The sequence below is a fragment of the Enterobacter cloacae complex sp. P14RS genome, assembly GCF_014895895.1.
Taxonomy (GTDB): domain Bacteria; phylum Pseudomonadota; class Gammaproteobacteria; order Enterobacterales; family Enterobacteriaceae; genus Enterobacter; species Enterobacter bugandensis.
Genome location: NZ_JADBQM010000018.1, coordinates 12,433 through 33,231 on the forward strand (window position 1 = coordinate 12,433; position 20,799 = coordinate 33,231).

At 54.5% G+C, this 20,799-nt stretch carries 21 protein-coding genes; 14 read left to right on the plus strand and 7 right to left on the minus strand.

All coding sequences use genetic code 11. The features are described from left to right. Position 1 precedes the first annotated feature (1 nt). From rng to csrD, 6 genes are all read right to left on the minus strand, one after another. A complete protein-coding gene (gene rng / locus IM295_RS14585; protein WP_008502847.1) occupies positions 2–1,471 on the minus strand; it encodes a ribonuclease G in 1,470 nt (489 codons plus the stop codon). Next, a complete protein-coding gene (locus tag IM295_RS14590; RefSeq protein WP_193066865.1) occupies positions 1,461–2,054 on the minus strand; it encodes a nucleoside triphosphate pyrophosphatase in 594 nt (197 codons plus the stop codon). The genes rng and IM295_RS14590 overlap by 11 nt, the downstream gene beginning before the upstream one ends. A gap of 9 nt (positions 2,055–2,063) precedes the next feature. Continuing rightward, complete coding sequence (mreD, locus tag IM295_RS14595) at positions 2,064–2,552, minus strand: rod shape-determining protein MreD (RefSeq protein WP_008502849.1); 489 nt, start codon at positions 2,550–2,552, stop codon at positions 2,064–2,066. Continuing rightward, entirely contained in the window at positions 2,552–3,568 is a 1,017-nt protein-coding gene (gene mreC, locus IM295_RS14600; protein WP_028014605.1) for a rod shape-determining protein MreC, read from the minus strand. Before mreC ends, mreD begins: the two co-directional genes overlap by 1 nt. 61 nt (positions 3,569–3,629) lie before the next feature. Beyond that, a complete protein-coding gene (gene mreB / locus IM295_RS14605) occupies positions 3,630–4,673 on the minus strand; it encodes a rod shape-determining protein MreB (RefSeq protein ID WP_000913396.1) in 1,044 nt (347 codons plus the stop codon). Positions 4,674–4,955: 282 nt separating this feature from the next. Continuing rightward, positions 4,956–6,896, minus strand: a complete 1,941-nt coding sequence (gene csrD / locus IM295_RS14610) for an RNase E specificity factor CsrD (RefSeq protein WP_193066866.1) — start codon at positions 6,894–6,896, stop codon at positions 4,956–4,958. A 182-nt stretch (positions 6,897–7,078) separates the two neighbouring features. Between csrD and IM295_RS14615 the strand changes: the two genes are divergently transcribed. The 14 genes from IM295_RS14615 to IM295_RS14680 all read left to right on the plus strand — a co-directional run bounded on the left by IM295_RS14615 (position 7,079) and on the right by IM295_RS14680 (position 20,008). Next, positions 7,079–8,053 carry an MDR family oxidoreductase gene (locus IM295_RS14615; protein ID WP_041907830.1) on the plus strand — a complete coding sequence of 325 codons (975 nt, stop codon included), beginning with the start codon at positions 7,079–7,081 and terminating at the stop codon, positions 8,051–8,053. A gap of 77 nt (positions 8,054–8,130) precedes the next feature. After that, on the plus strand, positions 8,131–9,132 hold the full coding sequence (gene msrP / locus IM295_RS14620) for a protein-methionine-sulfoxide reductase catalytic subunit MsrP (protein ID WP_193066867.1): 1,002 nt from the start codon (positions 8,131–8,133) through the stop codon (positions 9,130–9,132). Continuing rightward, on the plus strand, positions 9,133–9,732 hold the full coding sequence (gene msrQ, locus IM295_RS14625) for a protein-methionine-sulfoxide reductase heme-binding subunit MsrQ (protein WP_028014609.1): 600 nt from the start codon (positions 9,133–9,135) through the stop codon (positions 9,730–9,732). A gap of 234 nt (positions 9,733–9,966) precedes the next feature. Beyond that, positions 9,967–10,419, plus strand: a complete 453-nt coding sequence (gene aroQ, locus IM295_RS14630) for a type II 3-dehydroquinate dehydratase (protein ID WP_028014610.1) — start codon at positions 9,967–9,969, stop codon at positions 10,417–10,419. 21 nt (positions 10,420–10,440) lie between these two features. Beyond that, positions 10,441–10,905 carry an acetyl-CoA carboxylase biotin carboxyl carrier protein gene (gene accB / locus IM295_RS14635; protein ID WP_008502856.1) on the plus strand — a complete coding sequence of 155 codons (465 nt, stop codon included), beginning with the start codon at positions 10,441–10,443 and terminating at the stop codon, positions 10,903–10,905. Between the two features lie 10 nt (positions 10,906–10,915). Continuing rightward, the gene (accC, locus tag IM295_RS14640) at positions 10,916–12,265 is read left to right on the plus strand and encodes an acetyl-CoA carboxylase biotin carboxylase subunit (RefSeq protein WP_003860388.1); all 1,350 of its coding nucleotides are present in this window, start codon (positions 10,916–10,918) and stop codon (positions 12,263–12,265) included. A 108-nt stretch (positions 12,266–12,373) separates the two neighbouring features. Next, positions 12,374–12,616, plus strand: coding sequence for a YhdT family protein (locus tag IM295_RS14645; RefSeq protein WP_006178860.1), 243 nt, complete (start codon positions 12,374–12,376; stop codon positions 12,614–12,616). Continuing rightward, positions 12,606–14,057, plus strand: coding sequence for a sodium/pantothenate symporter (gene panF / locus IM295_RS14650; protein ID WP_028014612.1), 1,452 nt, complete (start codon positions 12,606–12,608; stop codon positions 14,055–14,057). Before IM295_RS14645 ends, panF begins: the two co-directional genes overlap by 11 nt. 11 nt (positions 14,058–14,068) lie before the next feature. Continuing rightward, positions 14,069–14,950 carry a 50S ribosomal protein L11 methyltransferase gene (gene prmA / locus IM295_RS14655; protein WP_193066868.1) on the plus strand — a complete coding sequence of 294 codons (882 nt, stop codon included), beginning with the start codon at positions 14,069–14,071 and terminating at the stop codon, positions 14,948–14,950. A 137-nt stretch (positions 14,951–15,087) separates the two neighbouring features. Further along, positions 15,088–15,828, plus strand: a complete 741-nt coding sequence (locus IM295_RS14660; RefSeq protein ID WP_028014614.1) for a carbonic anhydrase — start codon at positions 15,088–15,090, stop codon at positions 15,826–15,828. Between the two features lie 330 nt (positions 15,829–16,158). Further along, entirely contained in the window at positions 16,159–17,124 is a 966-nt protein-coding gene (gene dusB / locus IM295_RS14665; protein WP_008502861.1) for a tRNA dihydrouridine synthase DusB, read from the plus strand. A gap of 23 nt (positions 17,125–17,147) precedes the next feature. Further along, entirely contained in the window at positions 17,148–17,444 is a 297-nt protein-coding gene (fis, locus tag IM295_RS14670) for a DNA-binding transcriptional regulator Fis (protein WP_000462905.1), read from the plus strand. A gap of 179 nt (positions 17,445–17,623) precedes the next feature. After that, complete coding sequence (locus IM295_RS14675) at positions 17,624–17,788, plus strand: DUF2556 family protein (RefSeq protein ID WP_014885446.1); 165 nt, start codon at positions 17,624–17,626, stop codon at positions 17,786–17,788. Between the two features lie 138 nt (positions 17,789–17,926). Next, positions 17,927–20,008 (plus strand): bifunctional diguanylate cyclase/phosphodiesterase, encoded by a 2,082-nt coding sequence (locus IM295_RS14680; RefSeq protein ID WP_193066869.1) that lies wholly within the window; start codon positions 17,927–17,929, stop codon positions 20,006–20,008. Here the strand turns inward: IM295_RS14680 and envR are convergent. After that, positions 19,924–20,640 (minus strand): acrEF/envCD operon transcriptional regulator, encoded by a 717-nt coding sequence (gene envR, locus IM295_RS14685; RefSeq protein WP_028014616.1) that lies wholly within the window; start codon positions 20,638–20,640, stop codon positions 19,924–19,926. The genes IM295_RS14680 and envR overlap by 85 nt on opposite strands. Positions 20,641–20,799: the final 159 nt, after the last annotated feature.

The following is a 20,799-nucleotide window of genomic DNA, read 5'->3' on the forward strand; positions in this document are numbered from 1 at the left end:
TTTACATCATTACGACGTCAAACTGCTCCTGGTTATAGAGCGGTTCAATTTGTACTTTTACCTGTTTGCCGACAAAGATTTCCACTTCCGCCAGCGCGTGCGACTCTTCGCCTTTCAGGGCTTCAGCCACCGCAGGGGAAGCATAGACCAGAAAACGATCGGAGTCGTAGGCATGATGGACACGGACAATTTCACGCATGATCTCGTAGCAGACCGTCTCCACCGTCTTTACCGTTCCGCGTCCATGGCAGGTTGGACACTCATTACACAGGACATGTTCCACGCTTTCGCGGGTCCGTTTCCGGGTCATTTCCACCAGGCCGAGCTGCGAGAAGCCATTGATGCTGGTCTTCACGCGATCTTTACTCAGCGCCTGCTCCAGCGAGTGCAGCACACGACGACGATGGTCTTCATTACTCATATCGATAAAGTCGATGATGATAATGCCGCCGAGGTTGCGCAGACGAAGCTGACGCGCAATCGCCTGCGTGGCTTCGATGTTGGTGTTGAAGATGGTGTCGTCCAGATTGCGATGACCGACAAACGCGCCGGTGTTGATATCGACGGTGGTCATCGCTTCGGTCTGATCGATGATCAGATAGCCGCCGGACTTCAGTTCAACCTTACGCTCCAGGGCTCGCTGGATCTCGTTTTCGACATCATAGAGATCGAAGATCGGCTGACGCCCGGTGTAATGCTCCAGCAGGCCCGGCATTTCCGGGATGTATTCAGCGGTAAACTCCAGCAGCGCTTCATACGTCAGGCGAGAATCCACGCGGATGCGGTCGAGCTGCGCGTCGGCAAAATCACGCAGCACGCGCTGCGCAAGCGCCAGCTCACCGTATAGCTGGTAGCGAGTCTGGTTGCGTTTTTTACGCTCCATCACTTTGGTCCAGACGCGCTTCAGGTAAGCCGCATCCGACGCCAGGTCTTCTTCGCTGATCCCTTCTGCAGCGGTACGGATAATAAACCCGCCCTGTTCATCGCAGTAGGCGCTGACCACTTTCTTCAGCCGCTCGCGCTCGCTTTCGCTCTCAATACGCTGCGAAACGCCCACGTGCGACGCGCCGGGCATAAAGACCAGATAGCGGGAAGGTAAGGTAATGTCGGTGGTCAGACGGGCACCTTTGGTGCCAAGGGGATCTTTCACCACCTGCACCATTAAGTCCTGGCCCTGACGCACCAGCTCGGAAATGTCGCGCACGGCAAACTGCTTTTGCTCTTCGCCCGCGACGCATTCGGTGTGCGGCATGATGTCGGAGGCATGTAAAAATGCCGCCTTATCCAGTCCAATATCTACAAAAGCCGCCTGCATACCCGGCAGTACACGACTGACACGACCTTTGTAGATATTGCCTACTATTCCGCGCCGCGCTTCACGCTCAATATGAATTTCCTGAAGAATGCCACCGTCAATATAGGCCACACGGGTTTCCGATGGCGTTACGTTTACCAACAATTCAGCCGTCATAATTATCCCTTCCCTCACGCAGTGAGTTAAAATTGCTCAGCAACTCATACGTTTCCACCAGCGGTAAGCCGACTACGGCGTGATAGCTGCCATTAATCTTCCTGACAAAACAGCCACCCAACCCTTGAATACCGTATGCACCTGCTTTATCCATCGATTCACCGCTGGCAATATAAGCGGCGATCTCGTCGTCGGTAATCACTCTGAACGTGACATCCGTAACCACCAGGCAATCCAGCACGTGCTGGCTGTCCGCCAGCGCGACGGCCGTCATCACCTGGTGCGTTTGCCCGGACATCTTGCGCAGCATGCGCGCCGCATGGTCGGCGTCATGCGGTTTCTCGAGGACTTCACCGTTAAGGATAACGATGGTATCTGCTCCCAGCACGGGCAGATCGCGCGGCACACAGGCCACGCCCGCCTGCGCTTTCTCGCGTGCCAGGCGAGACACGTACTGCTGAGCACTTTCGCCCTCAGCACGTTTTTCTTCAATGCCGGTCACGATGCGTTCAAAAGAGACCCCTAACTGCGTCAGGAGTTCCTGACGGCGCGGGGAGCCGGAAGCAAGATACAGAGACGTCATAGAAACCTTTTATTGCACAGCAAACTGCTGGCGAACCTTACGCATCAGCAGGAATAGCCACGGCCAGAGCACACCGTTTACTACACTACTCCAGAACACTTCCGGTCGGAAAGAGACGTTGATCACTAAAAACTCTGCCCAGAAAACAACGATATCCGCAGCAAGCGACAACAGCATCACGACCAGGGCCTGTTGCCAGAGCGCGAGGTTACGGAAGAGCTGGAATTTCAGTGCGACGAGGTACGCAATAATGCTCATGGACAGGGCGCGCACGCCCAGCGTAGAGCCACTAATGAGATCCAGTATGGCACCCATCACAAAACCCGTGCCGACATTTACGCGATGCGGCAGGGCAAGGATCCAGTAAAGTAAAATGAGCAAGACCCAGTTTGGCCGGAAAACGAGAATGTTATCCGGCCAGGGCATAATCTGCAGCAACAGTGCAATGAGGAACGAGAGCCAGATGACCCAGCGTCCCTGGCTACGATAGCTTGCCACTACTGCCCTCCCGAAGAGAGTTTAGGCGGTGGCGGCGCATCAGGCTGCGGCTGCGTTAACCCGGTTGCCGGCGCAGGCACGGGCGCAGGCGGCCCCATAGAGTCCGCTGGCGGAAGAACCTGCGGCATCATCTGCATCAGGCGTTCATTCGCCACGCGATGCACCTCTTCAGGCGTCATCGGGTTAGCACCGTTACGATCGGCACCCCAGAGCAGCAGCAGGTAGCGCAGACGCTGTAAACCGGCGGTTGGACGGGCCTGAATCACGGTGTATGCACGCTGCGTATCCAGCTTAACCGAAGAGACCACCGCAACCGGGTAACCTTCAGGGAAGCGTCCACCGAGACCGGACGTCACCAGCACGTCGCCGACACGGATGTCCGTGTTAGCAGGCAGATGTTCCAGCTGCAGATCGTCCGTGCAGCCGTTACCGGCCGCAATCACGCGGATATCGTTACGCAGGACCTGGATCGGCAGCGCGTGGGTGGCGTCGCAAATCAGCAGCACGCGGCTGGTCAGTTTGGCGACAGCAACGACCTGGCCTACTACGCCCTTATCACTGATGACGGGCTGACCTTCATACACCCCGTTCACGCTCCCTTTGTCGATCACAACCTGATCGCTGTAAGGGTCGTTCACGGTGGAGATCACCTGGGTAACCATCTTCTGCTCGTCCTGACGCAGCGGCGAGCCGAGCAGTTCACGCAGACGCGCGTTTTCCTGCTTGTATTGCCCCAGCATCAGCAGTTCGCTGTTTTTCAGCAGCAGTTCCTGGCGTAATGCCCGGTTTTCAAGTTCGAGCTGGTCTCGTGAAGACAGCGTTTGAGAAACGGAGTCGAGCAGTTCACGGGGACCATTTGATATAAAGTAGAAAGGACTGACGGCGGTATCCATGTACGTTCGGATCTGGCTGAACGTACCGAGGCGGCTATCGGCAATAATGACGCCAAGCGCAACCAGAACCGCCAGAATGAGGCGAAACTGTAGCGATGGGCCACGGCTAAAAATTGGCTTCATAGGCTATGCGTATTCTCGTGTCAGAGAGAAAGGGTAGCGATTCGCTACCCTTTCACCATGACTACTCTTCGCTGAACAAGTCGCCGCCGTGCATGTCGATCATTTCCAGCGCCTTGCCACCACCGCGGGCGACGCAAGTCAGTGGATCTTCTGCAACTACGACAGGAATACCTGTCTCTTCCATCAACAGGCGGTCGAGGTTACGCAGCAGCGCACCACCACCGGTCAGAACCATACCGCGCTCGGAGATGTCGGACGCCAGTTCTGGTGGGCACTGTTCCAGCGCAACCATTACCGCGCTCACGATGCCCGTCAGTGGTTCCTGCAGTGCTTCCAGAATTTCGTTGGAGTTCAGGGTAAAGCCGCGTGGAACACCTTCCGCCAGGTTACGGCCACGCACTTCGATCTCACGCACTTCATCGCCCGGATACGCTGAACCGATTTCGTGTTTGATACGCTCTGCGGTGGCTTCACCGATCAGAGAGCCATAATTACGGCGCACGTAATTGATGATGGCTTCATCGAAGCGGTCACCACCGATACGTACAGAGGAGGAGTACACCACGCCGTTCAGCGAGATAACGGCCACTTCAGTGGTACCACCACCGATATCCACCACCATAGAACCGGTGGCTTCAGAAACAGGCAGACCCGCACCGATTGCCGCAGCCATTGGCTCTTCAATCAGGAACACTTCACGTGCGCCTGCACCCTGGGCAGATTCACGGATTGCGCGACGTTCTACCTGGGTTGCGCCAACCGGCACACACACCAGAACACGCGGGCTTGGGCGCATGAAGCTGTTGCTGTGAACCTGCTTGATGAAGTGCTGAAGCATTTTTTCAGTCACGAAGAAATCAGCGATAACGCCGTCTTTCATTGGGCGAATAGCGGCGATGTTGCCAGGGGTACGACCCAGCATCTGCTTCGCGTCATGACCCACTGCGGCCACGCTTTTCGGCGAGCCTGCACGATCCTGACGAATGGCCACAACAGAAGGCTCATTCAATACGATGCCTTGTCCTTTTACATAAATAAGGGTATTCGCGGTACCCAGGTCAATGGACAGGTCATTGGAAAACATGCCACGAAATTTTTTCAACATACTAAGGGATAATCCTGAAAGCTGGGGCGGAAAACAAAATCCGCTTACTTTACCAACCACACGCAGCAGCGACAAGGCGCAAAAATCATCTGCAACGGTGAAAATTTGTGCAGTACGTTTCCTGTTGTTACAAATTCATCCCCTGACTCCCTCAGGGCTGAGTAAACAGTCGTGTTCCTCACTGATATTTGTAACCCATTAAAGGTCGTTCACTGGCTTTTTGCTCGACATACTCAAAGCTACAGGCGCGATATTCTACGTGAAAACAACGTAAACGGCAGGTCAAACAGAGTATCTTTGCAAATATTTTTTCACGTTGGTGTCAAGCGGCTGAGAGGCGGCAAAAAAATCGCCCTGACCGCCCGTCACTCCGCGCTCTGTTAACATCTGCCATTCGCCTCTGGAGCGCACGCCTGTGGCAAATACCTGTGTTCGCGTTCCCTTACACGCTTCAACCAGACTCTGAACCAGCAGCTGGTTTTCCGTGCGCTTCTCAATATTCCTTACCAGCCCCGGATGTAGCTTTAATAGCTCCACATCCAGCTCCTTGATCCAGCTGGTACTGACCAGCGTTAAACCCGCCTGCGTTACCGCGACACGGGCACCCAGCGCGTTGATCAAACGGACCACCGGACGCAACCGGCTGATGTGTTGACCCACATCCGCCTCAGCAAGTTCAAAAATAATGCGTTTGCGTTGCGATTTTTCGCATTGCATTAAGGTATCACGCAGCCAGCGCTGAAAACGCGGGCGTATTAATGACTCAACGGTAACCTGTAACGCCAGATTCTCTTCAGGCCAGAATGATAAAAATGGAATCAAGCGTGTAATTTGCTGGCGGTCATACTCTTCGGAGAGCCCAAATTGCAGAACCATCGGCAGATATTCCGCAGAAATAACCTCTTCCGTTCCGTCGAAAATACGGCACATCAATTCCCGGTGGTGGACAAAACCGTTCTTCATGACCGCCGGTTTTTGATAAATACGCGGCCCGCCGCGACTCAGCATTTGCTCAATCAAAGTACGCCAGCGCACGTTTCCACGCCCTTTTTCAGGCAGCGAATCATCATAGACCGCCCATCCGTTCGCCCCTTGCAATACCGCGTTGCGGGTGGCCGCTTCCGCATGCTCCATCACCTGCTCTGTCGACTGTCCGCCGCGCCAGGCGCAAATCCCCATATGGACCATATCGTCTCTGTCGAGCATTTTGCTCTGCGGCAGCGCGTCGACGGCCTTAAGTAGCTGGCTGGCAATACTTTCTGATTCCTTCAACGTGCGATGCGGCAGCAATACGGCAAAGTCGCTGCGGTGGTAGCGGGCCAGCAGCGCCCCCGGATAGCGCATAATAAAGGTGGAGAGCAGGTTGATCAGCGTAAAGAGATTTTCTTCCGCCGCCCGCTGCCCCCATGTGTCGCGCAGCAGATCGAAATCGGGCAGGCGAATCATCATCACCACCCCGTGCGTGCCCACTTTTTCCGGGTCGTCGAGCAGCGTGGCGAGTTGATTGTCAAAGAAAAGGCGGTTGTTCAGGCCGGTTTTATTATCCTGCGCGGCATAAGAGCGGATCAGCGTATCCATTCGGCTGCGCTGGTCGCTGGCAAACTGGATCTCTGAGAGCAGCGTATCTAGCGCGCTGCTGGCGCGTGATGGCCATTCATGGACCGAGCCGCGAACCTGCGGGCCGCGTTCACCGTTCAGGATACGCACGGAGCGGATCTCCAGCAGTTCCTGGCCTGAAAGCTGGCGGCGCAGCCAGCGGACCGCGAGAAAAATCAGCAAAATAATGAAGGCGACGGCAACAGTGAGCGGCGCGGTGGTCATCATAGAACGGAAATAGCTGGCCATCGGATCGAGGTAGACCATGTGTATGGTCATCCCCGGATTTTTGAGGGAGTGCACCGTTACTTCCCGATACTGGCTCACCACGCCCGCAGGTCGATAGCTGTCCTGTCGTTTATGGCTTAAAACCGGATGCTTTCCCTGCTGGATGTCGACCTGAATAATATCAACCGGCACCATCAACTCATCCAGCTCCCGGGATAGCTCAGGAAGTGGAGTGGTCAACAGACGCGTATCAATGACCGACGCAACGGACTGCACCCGGTTGACCAGTTTGTCCTGAATGGCGTTATAAAAGCTCAGAGAGCAACCAAGAAGCGTGACAAAGATGGTAAGCCCCGTCAGCAGGGTGATAAAAGCCGAGAACTTCGTCGTTAATCGCATCCTTGAGATTACTCCGTGGGTTGATGGGGTAGCGAGTAAGCGCTAACTTGCATTTCAAATGCGGCATACTACCAAACCTGGCGTATCTGGCAATTTATTGCGTTAAATCGGCATTGCTTTACCCTGAGCGAGTATAGTCTTCAGGAACTCTTTTCCAATCATCTGAGCCGTGAGGACCCCGTATGCAGGCTTTAATCTTAGAACAGCAGGACGGCAAAACGCTTGCCTCAGTACAGGCCGTAGAAGAGACTCGCCTGCCGGAAGGCGACGTCACCGTCGACATCGACTGGTCCAGTTTAAATTATAAAGATGCGCTGGCGATCACCGGCAAGGGTAAAATCATCCGAAATTTCCCTATGGTGCCGGGTATTGATTTTGCTGGCCGGGTTCATAGCAGCGAAGATCCCCGTTTTCATGCGGGCCAGCAGGTGCTGCTCACCGGCTGGGGCGTGGGCGAAAATCACTGGGGCGGGCTGGCAACGCAGGCGCGCGTGAAGGGCGACTGGCTGGTGCCTATGCCGAAAGGCATAGATGGTCGCAAAGCGATGATCGTTGGTACCGCAGGCTTTACCGCCATGCTGTGCGTGATGGCGCTGGAAGAGGCGGGTGTTCGCCCCGAGTCGGGTGAAATTGTTGTGACCGGGGCCAGCGGTGGCGTGGGCAGCACGGCGGTCACGCTGCTGCACAAGCTGGGTTATCAGGTTGCGGCGGTTTCCGGCCGTGAAAGCACGCATGATTATCTGCGCCAGCTCGGCGCCAGCCGCATTCTTGGCCGCGATGAGTTTGCCGAGACCCGCCCGCTGGAAAAACAGGTCTGGGCAGGTGCGGTGGATACCGTCGGTGACAAGGTGCTTGCAAAAGTCCTGGCGCAGATGAACTACGGCGGCTGCGTGGCAGCCTGCGGCCTGGCGGGCGGATTTGCCCTGCCAACGACCGTCATGCCATTTATTCTGCGTAACGTCCGCCTGCAGGGCGTGGATTCCGTGATGACGCCTGCGGCTCGCCGTGCAGAGGCATGGGAGCGTCTGGTGCGCGATTTGCCGGAATCGTTCTATACCCAGAGCGCTACCGAAATTACGCTCAGCCAGGCACCTGAATATGCCAGTAAGATCATGGATAACCAGTTCCACGGCCGCGCGCTGGTGAAAATCGCCTAATCTTCAAATTTTCGTGACATATTCGCGCTAACGCTTCTCCTCCGTCATGCTTAGAAAAACGCATGACGGAGGATGCCATGAAAAACCGAAAACTGACGGAAGCCGACGTAACGTCTGAGTCTGTCTTTATGTTACAGCGCCGCCAGATCCTGAAAATGCTTGGCATCAGCGCCACGGCACTGACGCTCTCTCCAGCGGCACACGCCGACCTGCTCGACTGGTTTAAAGGCAACGATCGCCCTAAGGCGCCTTCCGGTGCCCCGCTTACCTTTACCAAACCCGCCGAATGGCAAAACACGCTGGCGCTCACGCCGGAAGATAAAGTCACCGGCTACAACAACTTCTACGAATTTGGTCTGGATAAAGCCGATCCTGCCGCCAATGCCGGCAGCATGAAAACCGATCCGTGGACGCTGAAAATCGACGGTGAAGTGGCAAAACCTCTGACGCTGGACCATCACGATCTGACCACCCGCTTCCCGCTTGAGGAGCGTATCTATCGCATGCGCTGCGTAGAGGCCTGGTCGATGGTGGTGCCCTGGGTAGGCTTCCCGCTGCATAAGCTGCTGGCGATGGTTGAACCCACCAGCAACGCAAAATACGTCGCCTTCCAGACGCGCTACGCCCCGGACGAGATGCCGGGCCAGAAAGACCGGTTCATCGGCGGCGGGCTGGAGTATCCGTACGTTGAAGGGTTACGTCTTGACGAAGCCATGCATCCCCTTACCCTCCTGACCGTCGGCGTTTACGGCAAGGCGCTTCCGCCGCAGAACGGTGCCCCCATCCGTTTAACCGTGCCGTGGAAATACGGTTTCAAAGGGATTAAATCGATCGTCAGCATTAAGCTGACCCGCGAACGTCCGCCGACGACATGGAACCTGGCGGCGCCGGGTGAATACGGCTTCTTCGCCAACGTGAACCCGCATGTGGATCATCCCCGCTGGTCGCAGGCGACGGAACGCTTTATTGGCTCCGGCAGCGCGCTGGACGTGAAGCGCCAGCCCACGCTGCTGTTTAACGGGTATGCGGATGAAGTGGCGTCCCTTTACCGTGGCCTCAATTTACGGGAGAACTTCTGAGTGCGTTTAACGGCAAAGCAGATTACCTGGCTGAAAGTGCTGCTGCATTTAGCCGGGATACTTCCTTTTATCTGGCTGTTCTGGGCGGCCAGCCAGGGCCTCTTTAGCGCCGATCCGGCAAAGGATATCCAGCATTTTACCGGTCGGATGGCTCTGAAATTTTTGCTGGCCACCTTGCTCGTCTCGCCGCTGGCGCGCTACGCTAAACAGCCATTATTGATACGCACCCGTCGGCTTTTGGGGCTATGGTGTTTTGCCTGGGCGACCCTGCACCTCACCAGTTACGCCCTGCTGGAACTGGGAATTAACAATCTGACACTGCTTGGCCGCGAGCTGGTAACACGCCCTTACCTGATGCTGGGCATTGTTAGCTGGCTGATCCTGCTGGCATTAGCGCTGACATCCACGCAGTATGCGCAGCGAAAGCTGGGCCGTCGCTGGCAGTTGCTGCACAACTTCGTCTATCTTGTCGCGATCCTCGCCCCCATTCATTATCTGTGGTCGGTGAAGATCCTCTCTCCGCAGCCGGTCCTTTACGCGCTGGCAGCCGTGGCGCTTTTAGCATGGCGTTACAAGAAGTTCCGCCAGTGGTTGCGATAGTTCGCGAAACTGTGCGTTTTCCCGCAGATTACCTCTCAACCGCAAATCTTTTTTGGATTGCGGTTGATAATCTTCCCTGATAAGACCAGTATTTAGCTGCCAAATGCTACGAAATCGTTATAATGTGCGACCTTGGTTCGCCTGACAGCGGTTTTAGGCCTCTGAAAAGGTGACATTTGCGCTTCGACGGTATATTTTGTTTTTTACCCGAAAATCGCAGGAGATAGCGGCATAATGACTGATAAGTTCCACATCTTAGTTTTAAACGGACCGAACCTGAACATGCTCGGCACCCGTGAGCCAGAGAAGTACGGCACGCTGACATTGAGCGAAATTGTTAACCGTCTGAGCACGGAAGCAGCCTCGCTGAATGTGGATTTGGATCATTTTCAGTCAAACGCGGAGTACGCAATCATCGACCGTATTCATCAGGCTAAAGACACTGTGGACTATATCCTGATCAATCCGGCCGCGTTTACGCACACCAGTGTTGCTATCCGCGACGCACTGCTCGCGGTGAGTATCCCGTTTATCGAGATCCACCTGAGTAACGTGCACGCCCGAGAGCCGTTCCGCCACCATTCGTATCTGTCGGATATCGCTGCTGGCGTTATCTGCGGACTGGGCGCAGACGGCTATTCATACGCTTTACAGACAGCGGTAAAACGCTTGTCACAATCACACTAAACAAGAGTACGGAACCCACTCATGGATATTCGTAAGATTAAAAAACTGATCGAGCTGGTTGAAGAATCAGGCATCTCCGAACTGGAAATTTCTGAAGGCGAAGAGTCTGTACGCATCAGCCGTGCAGCCCCAGCCGCTAGCTTCCCGGTAATGCAGCAAGCTTACGCTGCGCCAGTGCAGCAGCCTGCGCTTTCCGCAGCCGTTGCGCCAGCAGCAGCTGAAGCCGCACCTGCCGCTGCAGCAGAAATCAGTGGTCACATCGTACGTTCCCCAATGGTTGGTACTTTCTACCGCACCCCGAGCCCGGACGCGAAGGCGTTCATCGAAGTGGGTCAGAAAGTCAACGTAGGCGATACCCTGTGCATCGTTGAAGCGATGAAAATGATGAACCAGATCGAAGCTGACAAGTCAGGTACTGTGAAAGCGATTCTGGTCGAAAGTGGTCAGCCGGTTGAATTTGACGAGCCGCTGGTCGTCATCGAGTAACGAGGCGAACATGCTGGATAAAATTGTTATCGCCAACCGTGGCGAGATTGCACTGCGTATTCTTCGTGCCTGTAAAGAACTGGGCATCAAGACCGTGGCCGTGCACTCAAGCGCGGATCGCGATTTAAAACACGTATTGCTGGCGGATGAGACGGTCTGTATTGGCCCGGCTCCGTCCGTAAAAAGCTATCTGAACATCCCGGCTATCATCAGCGCCGCTGAAATCACCGGCGCGGTGGCAATTCATCCGGGTTACGGCTTCCTCTCTGAGAACGCCAACTTTGCTGAGCAGGTTGAACGCTCAGGCTTTATCTTCATCGGTCCGAAAGCCGACACCATTCGCCTGATGGGCGACAAAGTGTCTGCAATCACCGCAATGAAAAAAGCCGGTGTTCCAACCGTGCCAGGCTCTGACGGCCCTCTGACCGACGACATGGATGCTAACCGTGCTCATGCTAAACGCATTGGCTACCCGGTTATCATCAAGGCGTCCGGCGGCGGCGGCGGTCGCGGTATGCGCGTTGTGCGCAGCGATGCTGAACTGGCGCAGTCCATCTCCATGACCAAAGCGGAAGCGAAAGCGGCTTTCAGCAATGACATGGTGTACATGGAAAAATACCTGGAAAACCCACGCCACATCGAAATTCAGGTGCTGGCTGACGGTCAGGGTAACGCGATCTATCTGGCAGAACGTGACTGCTCCATGCAGCGTCGTCACCAGAAAGTGGTCGAAGAAGCGCCAGCGCCGGGCATTACCCCGGAACTGCGTCGCTACATCGGCGAGCGTTGCGCCAAAGCGTGCGTTGATATCGGCTATCGCGGGGCGGGTACCTTTGAGTTCCTGTTCGAAAACGGCGAGTTCTACTTCATTGAGATGAACACCCGTATTCAGGTTGAACACCCGGTTACCGAAATGATCACCGGCGTTGACCTGATCAAAGAGCAGCTGCGTATCGCAGCCGGTCAGCCTCTGTCCATCAAGCAGGAAGAAGTTGTGGTGAAAGGCCATGCGGTAGAGTGCCGTATCAACGCCGAAGACCCGAACACGTTCCTGCCAAGCCCGGGTAAAATCACGCGTTTCCACGCGCCGGGTGGTTTTGGCGTGCGCTGGGAGTCTCATATCTACGCCGGCTACACCGTACCGCCGTACTATGACTCAATGATCGGCAAGCTCATCTGCTACGGCGAAAACCGTGACGTGGCCATTGCCCGCATGAAGAACGCCCTGCAGGAGCTGATCATCGACGGTATTAAAACCAACGTTGATCTGCAGATGCGTATCATGAGCGACGAGCACTTCCAGAATGGTGGAACGAATATCCACTACCTGGAGAAAAAACTCGGCCTGAACGAGAAGTAAGAGAGCTGTGTTGCTAAAAGGCCGGATTATCCGGCCTTTTTTATTTCTGGGGATCGCAAAGCCCCATCATGTACAATCCCCGCTTTCTGCATCCACAAGGGACAAAAAATGGACAAACGTTTTGTTCAGGCCCATAAAGAAGCGCGCTGGGCGCTGTGGCTGACCCTTCTCTATCTTGCTGCATGGTTAGTAACTGCTTACTTACCTGACTCCGCTATTGGCATCACCGGCCTGCCGCACTGGTTCGAAATGGCCTGCCTGCTGGTACCGCTGGTGTTTATCCTGCTGTGCTGGGCAATGGTGAAATTCATCTATCGCGATATTCCGCTGGAGGACGATGATGCAGCTTGAAGTCATTCTGCCGCTTGTCGCATACCTGCTGGTCGTGTTTGGTTTATCCATTTACGCCATGCGCAAAAGAACGACCGGTGCTTTTCTGAACGAGTATTTCCTCGGCAGCCGTTCGATGGGCGGCGTTGTGCTGGCAATGACGCTGACCGCGACCTATATCAGCGCCAGCTCGTTTATTGGCGGCCCCGGTGCGGCCTACAAGTACGGGTTAGGCTGGGTACTGCTGGCGATGATCCAGCTGCCTGCCGTCTGGCTCTCCCTCGGTATTCTTGGTAAGAAATTTGCCATTCTGGCGCGCCGCTATAATGCCGTCACGCTCAACGACATGCTGTTTGCCCGTTACCAGAGCCGCTTACTGGTGTGGCTGGCGAGCTTAAGCCTGCTGGTCGCCTTTATTGGCGCGATGACCGTACAGTTTATCGGCGGGGCACGCCTGCTGGAAACGGCGGCCGGGATCCCTTACGAGACAGGCCTGCTTATCTTCGGGGTAAGCATCGCGCTCTATACCGCGTTTGGCGGGTTCCGCGCCAGCGTGCTGAACGATACGCTGCAGGGAATGGTCATGCTCATCGGCACGATTGTTCTGCTGGTGGGGATTGTTCATGCCGCGGGTGGACTCACTCATGCGGTGGAAACCCTGGAAGCGATTGACCCGAAACTGATTTCACCGCAGGGCGCGGATGATATCCTCTCGCCGACCTTTATGACCTCGTTCTGGGTGTTAGTCTGCTTCGGGGTGATTGGTCTGCCGCATACCGCCGTGCGCTGTATCTCCTATAAAGACAGTAAAGCCGTTCACAAGGGCATCATCATCGGGACGATTGTAGTCGCGGTCCTGATGTTTGGTATGCACCTGGCAGGTGCATTAGGGCGCGCGGTGATTCCCGACCTTACCGTGCCGGATCTGGTGATCCCGACGCTGATGGTTAAAGTGCTGCCGCCCTTCGCCGCCGGCATTTTCCTCGCAGCGCCAATGGCCGCCATTATGTCGACCATTAACGCCCAGTTACTGCAAAGTTCCGCTACGATCATTAAAGATCTCTATCTGAACCTGCGCCCTGAGCAGGTTGAAAATGAACGTCGCCTGAAGCGGATGTCTGCCGTCATTACGCTGGTGTTAGGAGCTTTGCTGATGTTAGCTGCATGGCGTCCGCCGGAGATGATCATCTGGCTGAACCTGCTTGCGTTTGGTGGGCTTGAAGCCGTTTTCCTGTGGCCGCTGGTATTAGGTCTTTACTGGGAACGCGCGAACGCTGCAGGCGCGCTGAGCGCGATGATTGTTGGCGGTGTGCTGTATGCCATCCTTGCGACATTTAAGATTCAGTATCTGGGCTTCCATCCGATTGTGCCTTCGTTACTGCTAAGTTTACTGGCGTTTGTGGTGGGGAACCGTTTCGGTCAGCCCGCCCCACAACCCGCTATGATTTCTACTGATAAATAAAGAGTTTTGCCATGCCGTGGATCCAACTAAAACTGAACACAACCGGCGCGAACGCCGAAGAGCTAAGCGATGCGCTGATGGAAGCCGGCTCTGTCTCCATCACCTTTCAGGACACGCACGACACGCCGGTCTTTGAACCGCTGCCGGGCGAAACGCGCCTGTGGGGTGATACCGACGTGATCGGCCTGTTCGATGCCGAAACCGACATGAAAGAGGTGGTGGCGATTCTGGGAAACCATCCGCTGCTGGGTGCAGGCTTCGCGCATAAAATCGAACAGCTGGAAGACAAAGACTGGGAACGCGAGTGGATGGACAACTTCCATCCGATGCAGTTCGGCAAACGTCTGTGGATCTGCCCAAGCTGGCGCGAGGTTCCCGATGAAAACGCGGTGAACGTGATGCTTGACCCAGGCCTGGCGTTTGGCACCGGCACCCATCCAACCACGTCTCTGTGTCTGCAGTGGCTGGATGGTCTGGATCTTGAAGGTAAGACGGTGATCGACTTCGGCTGCGGTTCCGGGATCCTCGCGATTGCCGCCCTGAAACTGGGCGCGGCGAAAGCCATCGGGATCGATATCGATCCGCAGGCCATTCAGGCCAGCCGCGATAATGCCGAGCGTAACGGCGTCTCCGATCGTCTGGAGCTCTACCTGCCGGAAGCGCAGCCAGAAGCCATGAAAGCCGATGTGGTGGTCGCAAACATTCTCGCGGGCCCACTGCGTGAACTGGCGCCATTAATCAGCGTGCTGCCGGTTGAGGGTGGCCTGCTGGGACTTTCCGGCATTCTGGCAAGCCAGGCGGAGAGCGTTTGCGAAGCCTACGCCGATCTCTTTGCGCTCGACCCGGTCGTCGAGAAAGAAGAGTGGTGCCGCATTACCGGTCGTAAGAAATAAGCATTTGGCGTGGTCCTCTGACCACGCCTTTTCTCCTCAATATTCCTCCCGCCCCTGGCCTGCCTCCGGTAAAATAACCACACAAATCATATTGATAAATTTTGATTTGGATAATAAAAATTCACGGGAAGAATATTATGAAACACGTTTATAGCAAGGCAGCGCTGTTAGCGCTGAGCATGATCTCGGCTTCAGCATGCGCATCACACTGGAGCTACAAAGGAGAAAGTTCACCGGAGCACTGGGGTGAACTGGATGAAGCGTACAAGACCTGTAACAGTGGAATGAACCAGTCTCCCATTGATATTGATTCAACCGCTAACGCCCATCTCTCCCCGCTGCAAACGCACTACGTTGACGGCCCTGTGACGCTGACAAACAATGGCCATACCATTCAGGCAAGCGAGGAGGCCGACACTCGCGACACTATCACGCTGGATAAGCAAACCTGGACATTACAGCAGTTCCACTTCCACGCGCCGAGCGAAAACACCGTGCACGGCAAGCATTACGCGATGGAAATGCACCTTGTGCATAAAAATGCGAAGGGGGAACTGGCGGTGGTCGCGGTCATGTTCGACAAAGGGGCAGAGAACCGTGAGCTTGATAAACTGTGGGACGTTATGCCTCAGCAGGCTGAGCTGAACGTCTCCATCAAGCAGGAGCTCAACCTGAATAAGCTGCTGCCGGAAGATAAAACGTACTGGCGCTTTAGCGGCTCGCTGACAACGCCACCGTGTTCAGAAGGCGTCACCTGGATCGTGCTTAAGCATCCTCTGACGGTCTCCGCCGGGCAGCTCGAGAAATTCACCCACACAATGCATCACGATAATAACCGGCCGGTACAGTCCCTCCATGGTCGTGTTATCCTCGAATAACGTCTATTTTTTGCCCTGAGATCATGTTCTAAAATGCGACGCAGATCGCAAAGAAGTGGGGAAATCTGCTGTTAAAAACAGCAGATTATCCCGCTCATCTGTCGCATTTATTCAGAAATGATGAGAAGTTACGGGAAATTGTAAGCGCACATAAAATAGCCATCAGCGCATAACCCAATGATTTCAATAATGAATAATTTTAAACGAAAAGATTGCGTGGCGATTCCTTGATCTACAACAGTGGATTGTTCAAAGTTTGGCCTTTCATCTCGTGCAAAAAATGCGTAATATACGCCGCCTTGCAGTCACAGTATGGTCATTTCTTAACTCATGCGCATCGGACACCACCAGCTTAGAAATCGCCTGATCGCAGCCCCAATGGCAGGTATTACCGACCGGCCGTTCAGGACGCTGTGCTATGAGATGGGAGCCGGTTTAACCGTATCCGAGATGATGTCGTCTAACCCGCAGGTTTGGGAAAGCGATAAATCCCGCCTTCGGATGGTGCACATTGATGAACCAGGTATTCGCACCGTGCAAATTGCCGGAAGCGTGCCTGAAGAGATGGCAGATGCCGCGCGTATTAACGTGGAAAGTGGTGCCCAGATTATTGATATCAATATGGGTTGCCCGGCCAAAAAGGTGAATCGCAAGCTTGCAGGTTCAGCCCTTCTGCAATACCCCGACCAGGTGAAAGCTATCCTGACGGCGGTTGTCAGCGCAGTGGACGTTCCTGTTACGTTGAAGATTCGCACGGGTTGGTCGCCGGAACACCGTAACTGTGTAGAGATTGCCCAACTGGCCGAAGATTGTGGTATTCAGGCCCTGACCATCCACGGACGCACTCGCGCCTGTTTGTTCAATGGTGAAGCTGAATACGACAGCATTCGGGCAGTTAAGCAGAAGGTTTCCATTCCGATTATCGCGAATGGCGACATAACTGACCCGCTTAAAGCCAGGGCTGTACTCGACTATACGGGAGCTGATGCTCTGATGATAGGACGTGCAGCTCAGGGAAGACCCTGGATCTTCCGGGAAATCCAGCATTATCTGGACACTGGGGAGCTGCTTGCCCCACTGCCTCTGGCAGAGGTAAAGCGCTTGCTTTGTTCGCATGTTCGGGAACTGCATGACCACTACGGTCAGGCAAAAGGGTACCGAATTGCGCGTAAACACGTCTCCTGGTATCTCCAGGAGCACGCTCCAGATGACCAGTTTCGGCGCACATTCAACGCCATTGAGGATGCCAGCGAACAGCTGGAGGCGTTGGAGGCATACTTCGAAAATCTTGCGTAATGAAATAAAGAGCTGACAGAACTATGTTCGAACAACGCGTAAATTCTGACGTACTGACCGTTTCTACCGTTAACTCTCAGGATCAGGTAACTCAAAAGCCCCTGCGTGACTCGGTTAAACAGGCACTGAAGAACTATTTTGCTCAACTGAATGGTCAGGATGTTAATGACCTGTATGAGCTGGTACTGGCTGAAGTTGAACAGCCACTGTTGGACATGGTGATGCAATACACCCGCGGTAACCAGACCCGCGCTGCGCTGATGATGGGTATCAACCGTGGTACTCTGCGTAAGAAACTGAAAAAATATGGCATGAACTGATACTAATCAGTTAAATGCTTGTTTAAAAAGGCGCTACCTGGCATGGGGATGCGCCTTTTTTATTGTCTTCTTCTTTCACCGTCAACGCTTTGTAAACCTTTGCTTATCCCGCTTTTAAACCGCTTCTTTTCGTGTATATTTCCACCACTTCAGTGGCTCTCTTCTCGCGGAATGACACAATGATTCGTAAATACTGGTGGCTGGTCGTCTTTGCAATCTCCGTTTTTCTATTCGATGCCCTCCTGATGCAGTGGATTGAACTGATGAGCACCGAAACCGACAAGTGCCGCAATATGAACTCCGTCAATCCGCTGAAATTAGTGAACTGTTCAGAACTCGATTAACACCCTGCCGTCACCAACCTCCCCGTATTACCCACTAAAAACGGGGATTTAAATCCCTTTGAGCCGTTACCTGACGGTGATAATGTCTCGCCCTTCTCAACCTCTCCTGCGTAACGTCATACTCGAGTAGAACCGACCATGCTGGTTAGCCAATACAACCCTATCCTTGTAGCCCTCTCCTTTGCTGTTGCCATCCTTGCTGCTTACACCGCGCTGAATATGGCTGCACGTGTCGCCGGGAGTCAGGGCGTCGCAGCGCGCGTCTGGCTGGCGGGAGGCGGTGTTGCGATGGGCATTGGCGTATGGGCCATGCACTTTATCGGCATGCTGGCGATGGATCTCTCCATGAGCATGAGCTACAACGCGACCCTGACGATTTTATCTATGGTCATCGCCGTGGGGTCGTCACTGTTTGCGCTATGGCTCGTCAGCTGTGAACAGCTGCGCATGCGCCGCCTGCTCCCCGGCGCTCTGGTGATGGGAATCGGCATTGTTGCCATGCATTACACCGGTATGGCGGCGCTGGAGGTGAGGCCGGGGATCGTTTGGGATACGCTGTGGGTGGCCATTTCGGTCGTGATTGCGCTTGCCGCTTCGCTTGCAGCATTGTGGCTGACCTTCCGCCTGCGTCATGAAGCCGCTCAGGTGGTGCTGATGCGCCTGGGTGCTGCCATCACGATGGGAATTGCTATCGCCGGTATGCACTACGCCGGGATGAAGGCCGCGCAGTTTCCAATGTCCACCATGGTTCACCATCAGGGTATTAACGGCAGCTGGCTGGCCGTGCTGGTCAGCGTCGTTGCTCTCTCTATTCTTGGGATCACCCTGCTGGTGTCGATGCTGGATGCCCGCCTGCAGGCACGAACCGCCCTTCTGGCCTCGTCGCTGGCAGAAGCGAACCGGGAACTTGCGCAGCTGGCGCTGCACGATACGCTGACGCGTCTGCCCAACCGTATCCTGCTGGAGGACCGGCTCGATCAGGCCATCAGCAAAGCTGACCGTGAAGGTACCCATTTCGCCCTGATGTTCATGGATCTTGACGGTTTTAAAGCCATCAATGACGCCTACGGCCATGATGTCGGTGACAGGCTGCTGGTCGCCGTTACGCAGCGTCTGCTGCATCTCCTGAAGGGCCAGTTTACCCTTGCACGCATTGGCGGCGATGAGTTTGTTCTGCTGGCTGAGGGAGAAGGTCCGGACGATGCGGCCTCGCTGGCAAATTCGCTGGTGCGGGCGATCGATAGCCCGTTCACTCTCGACCCCTACGAACTGGTGGTAACGCTTAGCATTGGTATCGCCCTGTACCCTCACGACGGCAAAACCGAACGTGAGCTGATGTTTAACGCCGACGCGGCGATGTATCACACCAAGTATATGGGCCGAAACGGCTATCACTTTTTCCAGCCCTCCATGAACACTCTGGCGCAGACCCATCTTCAGTTAATGAACGATCTGTGGATGGCCGTCGATCGTAATGAACTGCGCCTGCTTTATCAGCCAAAGTTTCACGCGCCCGCGGGCCCTCTCCTCGGGTTTGAAGCGCTGCTGCGCTGGCAGCATCCGAAGCAGGGTTTACTGACGCCGGATCTTTTCCTGCCGCTGGCGGAAAAAACCGGGCTTATCATCCCTATTGGTAACTGGGTGCTCAATGAAGCCTGTCGCCAGCTGAGAAAATGGCATCTGCAGGGGCATCGAAACTGGTCAATGGCAGTAAACCTGTCGACATTGCAGTTCGAACAACCCTCGCTGGTTAAAACAGTGCTCGACTGCCTGGAGCGTCATCACGTCCCGCCGGAAATGTTGATCCTGGAAGTCACGGAAACTACGGCGATGAGCAACCCAGATGAGAGCGTGCGGGTGCTGACAGAGCTGACGGATGCTGGGGTGAAAGCCTCGATTGATGATTTTGGGACCGGATATTCGAGCCTGCTGTATCTCAAGCGTTTACCGGCCTGTGAACTGAAGATAGACAGAGCGTTTGTGAAAGAGTTAAGCGGTGAAAGCGAGGATGCCACCATTGTCTCTGCGATTGTGGCCCTCGCGAAAACGCTCAACCTGAAAGTCGTGGCCGAAGGTGTGGAAACCGAAGCGCAGCAAGCCTTTTTGACGGAGCTGGGCTGTAATACCTTACAGGGTTATCTGTTAGGTAAACCCGCCAGCGCGCAGACCATCGAGGCGCTTTGTGCACGGGGTGAAATGTTGCCAGGCGCTGAGCCGTAATCATTATGAGGCGACACGCGCAAGAGAGGGAGTGTCGCCAGAATGCTGTCGACCAGGGCTGGCGCCTGTTGATAAAGATTAAAACTGTCGGTATTCATTAACCAGTTTTTAATGATGCCGCTAAAAAAACCGTGGAATACGATCATGGTCAGCTCAACGTTCACCTGCGACGAAATGATGTTTCGAGAAATACATTTTTCCAGCGTAACGCGCAAAGAATCATAATTGAACCCAATACGTTTCCGAATTTCATCCTCTGAAATCATATCGCTAGTAAATTCACATTTATGATACAAAATTTGTAATAGCGCACATTGACGGGGTTCGCGTGCGATATACTGAAGCGCAGTAATGAATTGCTCACGAAGTATTAACAACGGATCATCATTTTCGGAGAGAGAAAGCCTGTCGCGAATGATGTCACGTAGCGGTAATTGCTGTTCCCAAATGGCATTAAATATCTCTGCTTTACTGGTAAAGTGCCAGTAGATAGCACCACGCGTAACCTTTGCGGCATCGGCGATATCCGTCAGCGTCGTGCTGGCTACGCCTCGCGTCGCAAACTGCCCGATAGCCGCCTCAATCAACTGCTGTCGGGTTTGTTGAGCCTCTTCTTTCTTTTTACGCGCCATTGACAGCTACTCTTTACTCACTGGGTATATACATAACATCAGGTTCGGATGGCTGGAAGTATTCACTAAAAGCCGTTTTAATTTTGCACAAAAAAAGTCAATTTACTTTATCTATAAACAATCTAAATACATGCCCGGAATTAAATTCACGAAATGAAT

Excerpts from the sequence above, each read along its gene's own strand:
- IM295_RS14615 (WP_041907830.1), top strand. The coding sequence starts at position 7,079 with ATGCAGGCTTTAATCTTAGAACAGCAGGACGGCAAAACGCTTGCCTCA.
- IM295_RS14675 (WP_014885446.1), top strand. The coding sequence starts at position 17,624 with ATGATTCGTAAATACTGGTGGCTGGTCGTCTTTGCAATCTCCGTTTTT.
- aroQ (WP_028014610.1), top strand. The coding sequence starts at position 9,967 with ATGACTGATAAGTTCCACATCTTAGTTTTAAACGGACCGAACCTGAAC.
- accB (WP_008502856.1), top strand. The coding sequence starts at position 10,441 with ATGGATATTCGTAAGATTAAAAAACTGATCGAGCTGGTTGAAGAATCA.
- IM295_RS14660 (WP_028014614.1), top strand. The coding sequence starts at position 15,088 with ATGAAACACGTTTATAGCAAGGCAGCGCTGTTAGCGCTGAGCATGATC.
- msrP (WP_193066867.1), top strand. The coding sequence starts at position 8,131 with ATGAAAAACCGAAAACTGACGGAAGCCGACGTAACGTCTGAGTCTGTC.
- IM295_RS14680 (WP_193066869.1), top strand. The coding sequence starts at position 17,927 with ATGCTGGTTAGCCAATACAACCCTATCCTTGTAGCCCTCTCCTTTGCT.
- dusB (WP_008502861.1), top strand. The coding sequence starts at position 16,159 with ATGCGCATCGGACACCACCAGCTTAGAAATCGCCTGATCGCAGCCCCA.
- rng (WP_008502847.1), bottom strand. The coding sequence starts at position 1,471 with ATGACGGCTGAATTGTTGGTAAACGTAACGCCATCGGAAACCCGTGTG.
- csrD (WP_193066866.1), bottom strand. The coding sequence starts at position 6,896 with ATGCGATTAACGACGAAGTTCTCGGCTTTTATCACCCTGCTGACGGGG.
- prmA (WP_193066868.1), top strand. The coding sequence starts at position 14,069 with ATGCCGTGGATCCAACTAAAACTGAACACAACCGGCGCGAACGCCGAA.
- IM295_RS14590 (WP_193066865.1), bottom strand. The coding sequence starts at position 2,054 with ATGACGTCTCTGTATCTTGCTTCCGGCTCCCCGCGCCGTCAGGAACTC.
- envR (WP_028014616.1), bottom strand. The coding sequence starts at position 20,640 with ATGGCGCGTAAAAAGAAAGAAGAGGCTCAACAAACCCGACAGCAGTTG.
- fis (WP_000462905.1), top strand. The coding sequence starts at position 17,148 with ATGTTCGAACAACGCGTAAATTCTGACGTACTGACCGTTTCTACCGTT.
- panF (WP_028014612.1), top strand. The coding sequence starts at position 12,606 with ATGCAGCTTGAAGTCATTCTGCCGCTTGTCGCATACCTGCTGGTCGTG.
- IM295_RS14645 (WP_006178860.1), top strand. The coding sequence starts at position 12,374 with ATGGACAAACGTTTTGTTCAGGCCCATAAAGAAGCGCGCTGGGCGCTG.
- mreC (WP_028014605.1), bottom strand. The coding sequence starts at position 3,568 with ATGAAGCCAATTTTTAGCCGTGGCCCATCGCTACAGTTTCGCCTCATT.
- mreB (WP_000913396.1), bottom strand. The coding sequence starts at position 4,673 with ATGTTGAAAAAATTTCGTGGCATGTTTTCCAATGACCTGTCCATTGAC.
- accC (WP_003860388.1), top strand. The coding sequence starts at position 10,916 with ATGCTGGATAAAATTGTTATCGCCAACCGTGGCGAGATTGCACTGCGT.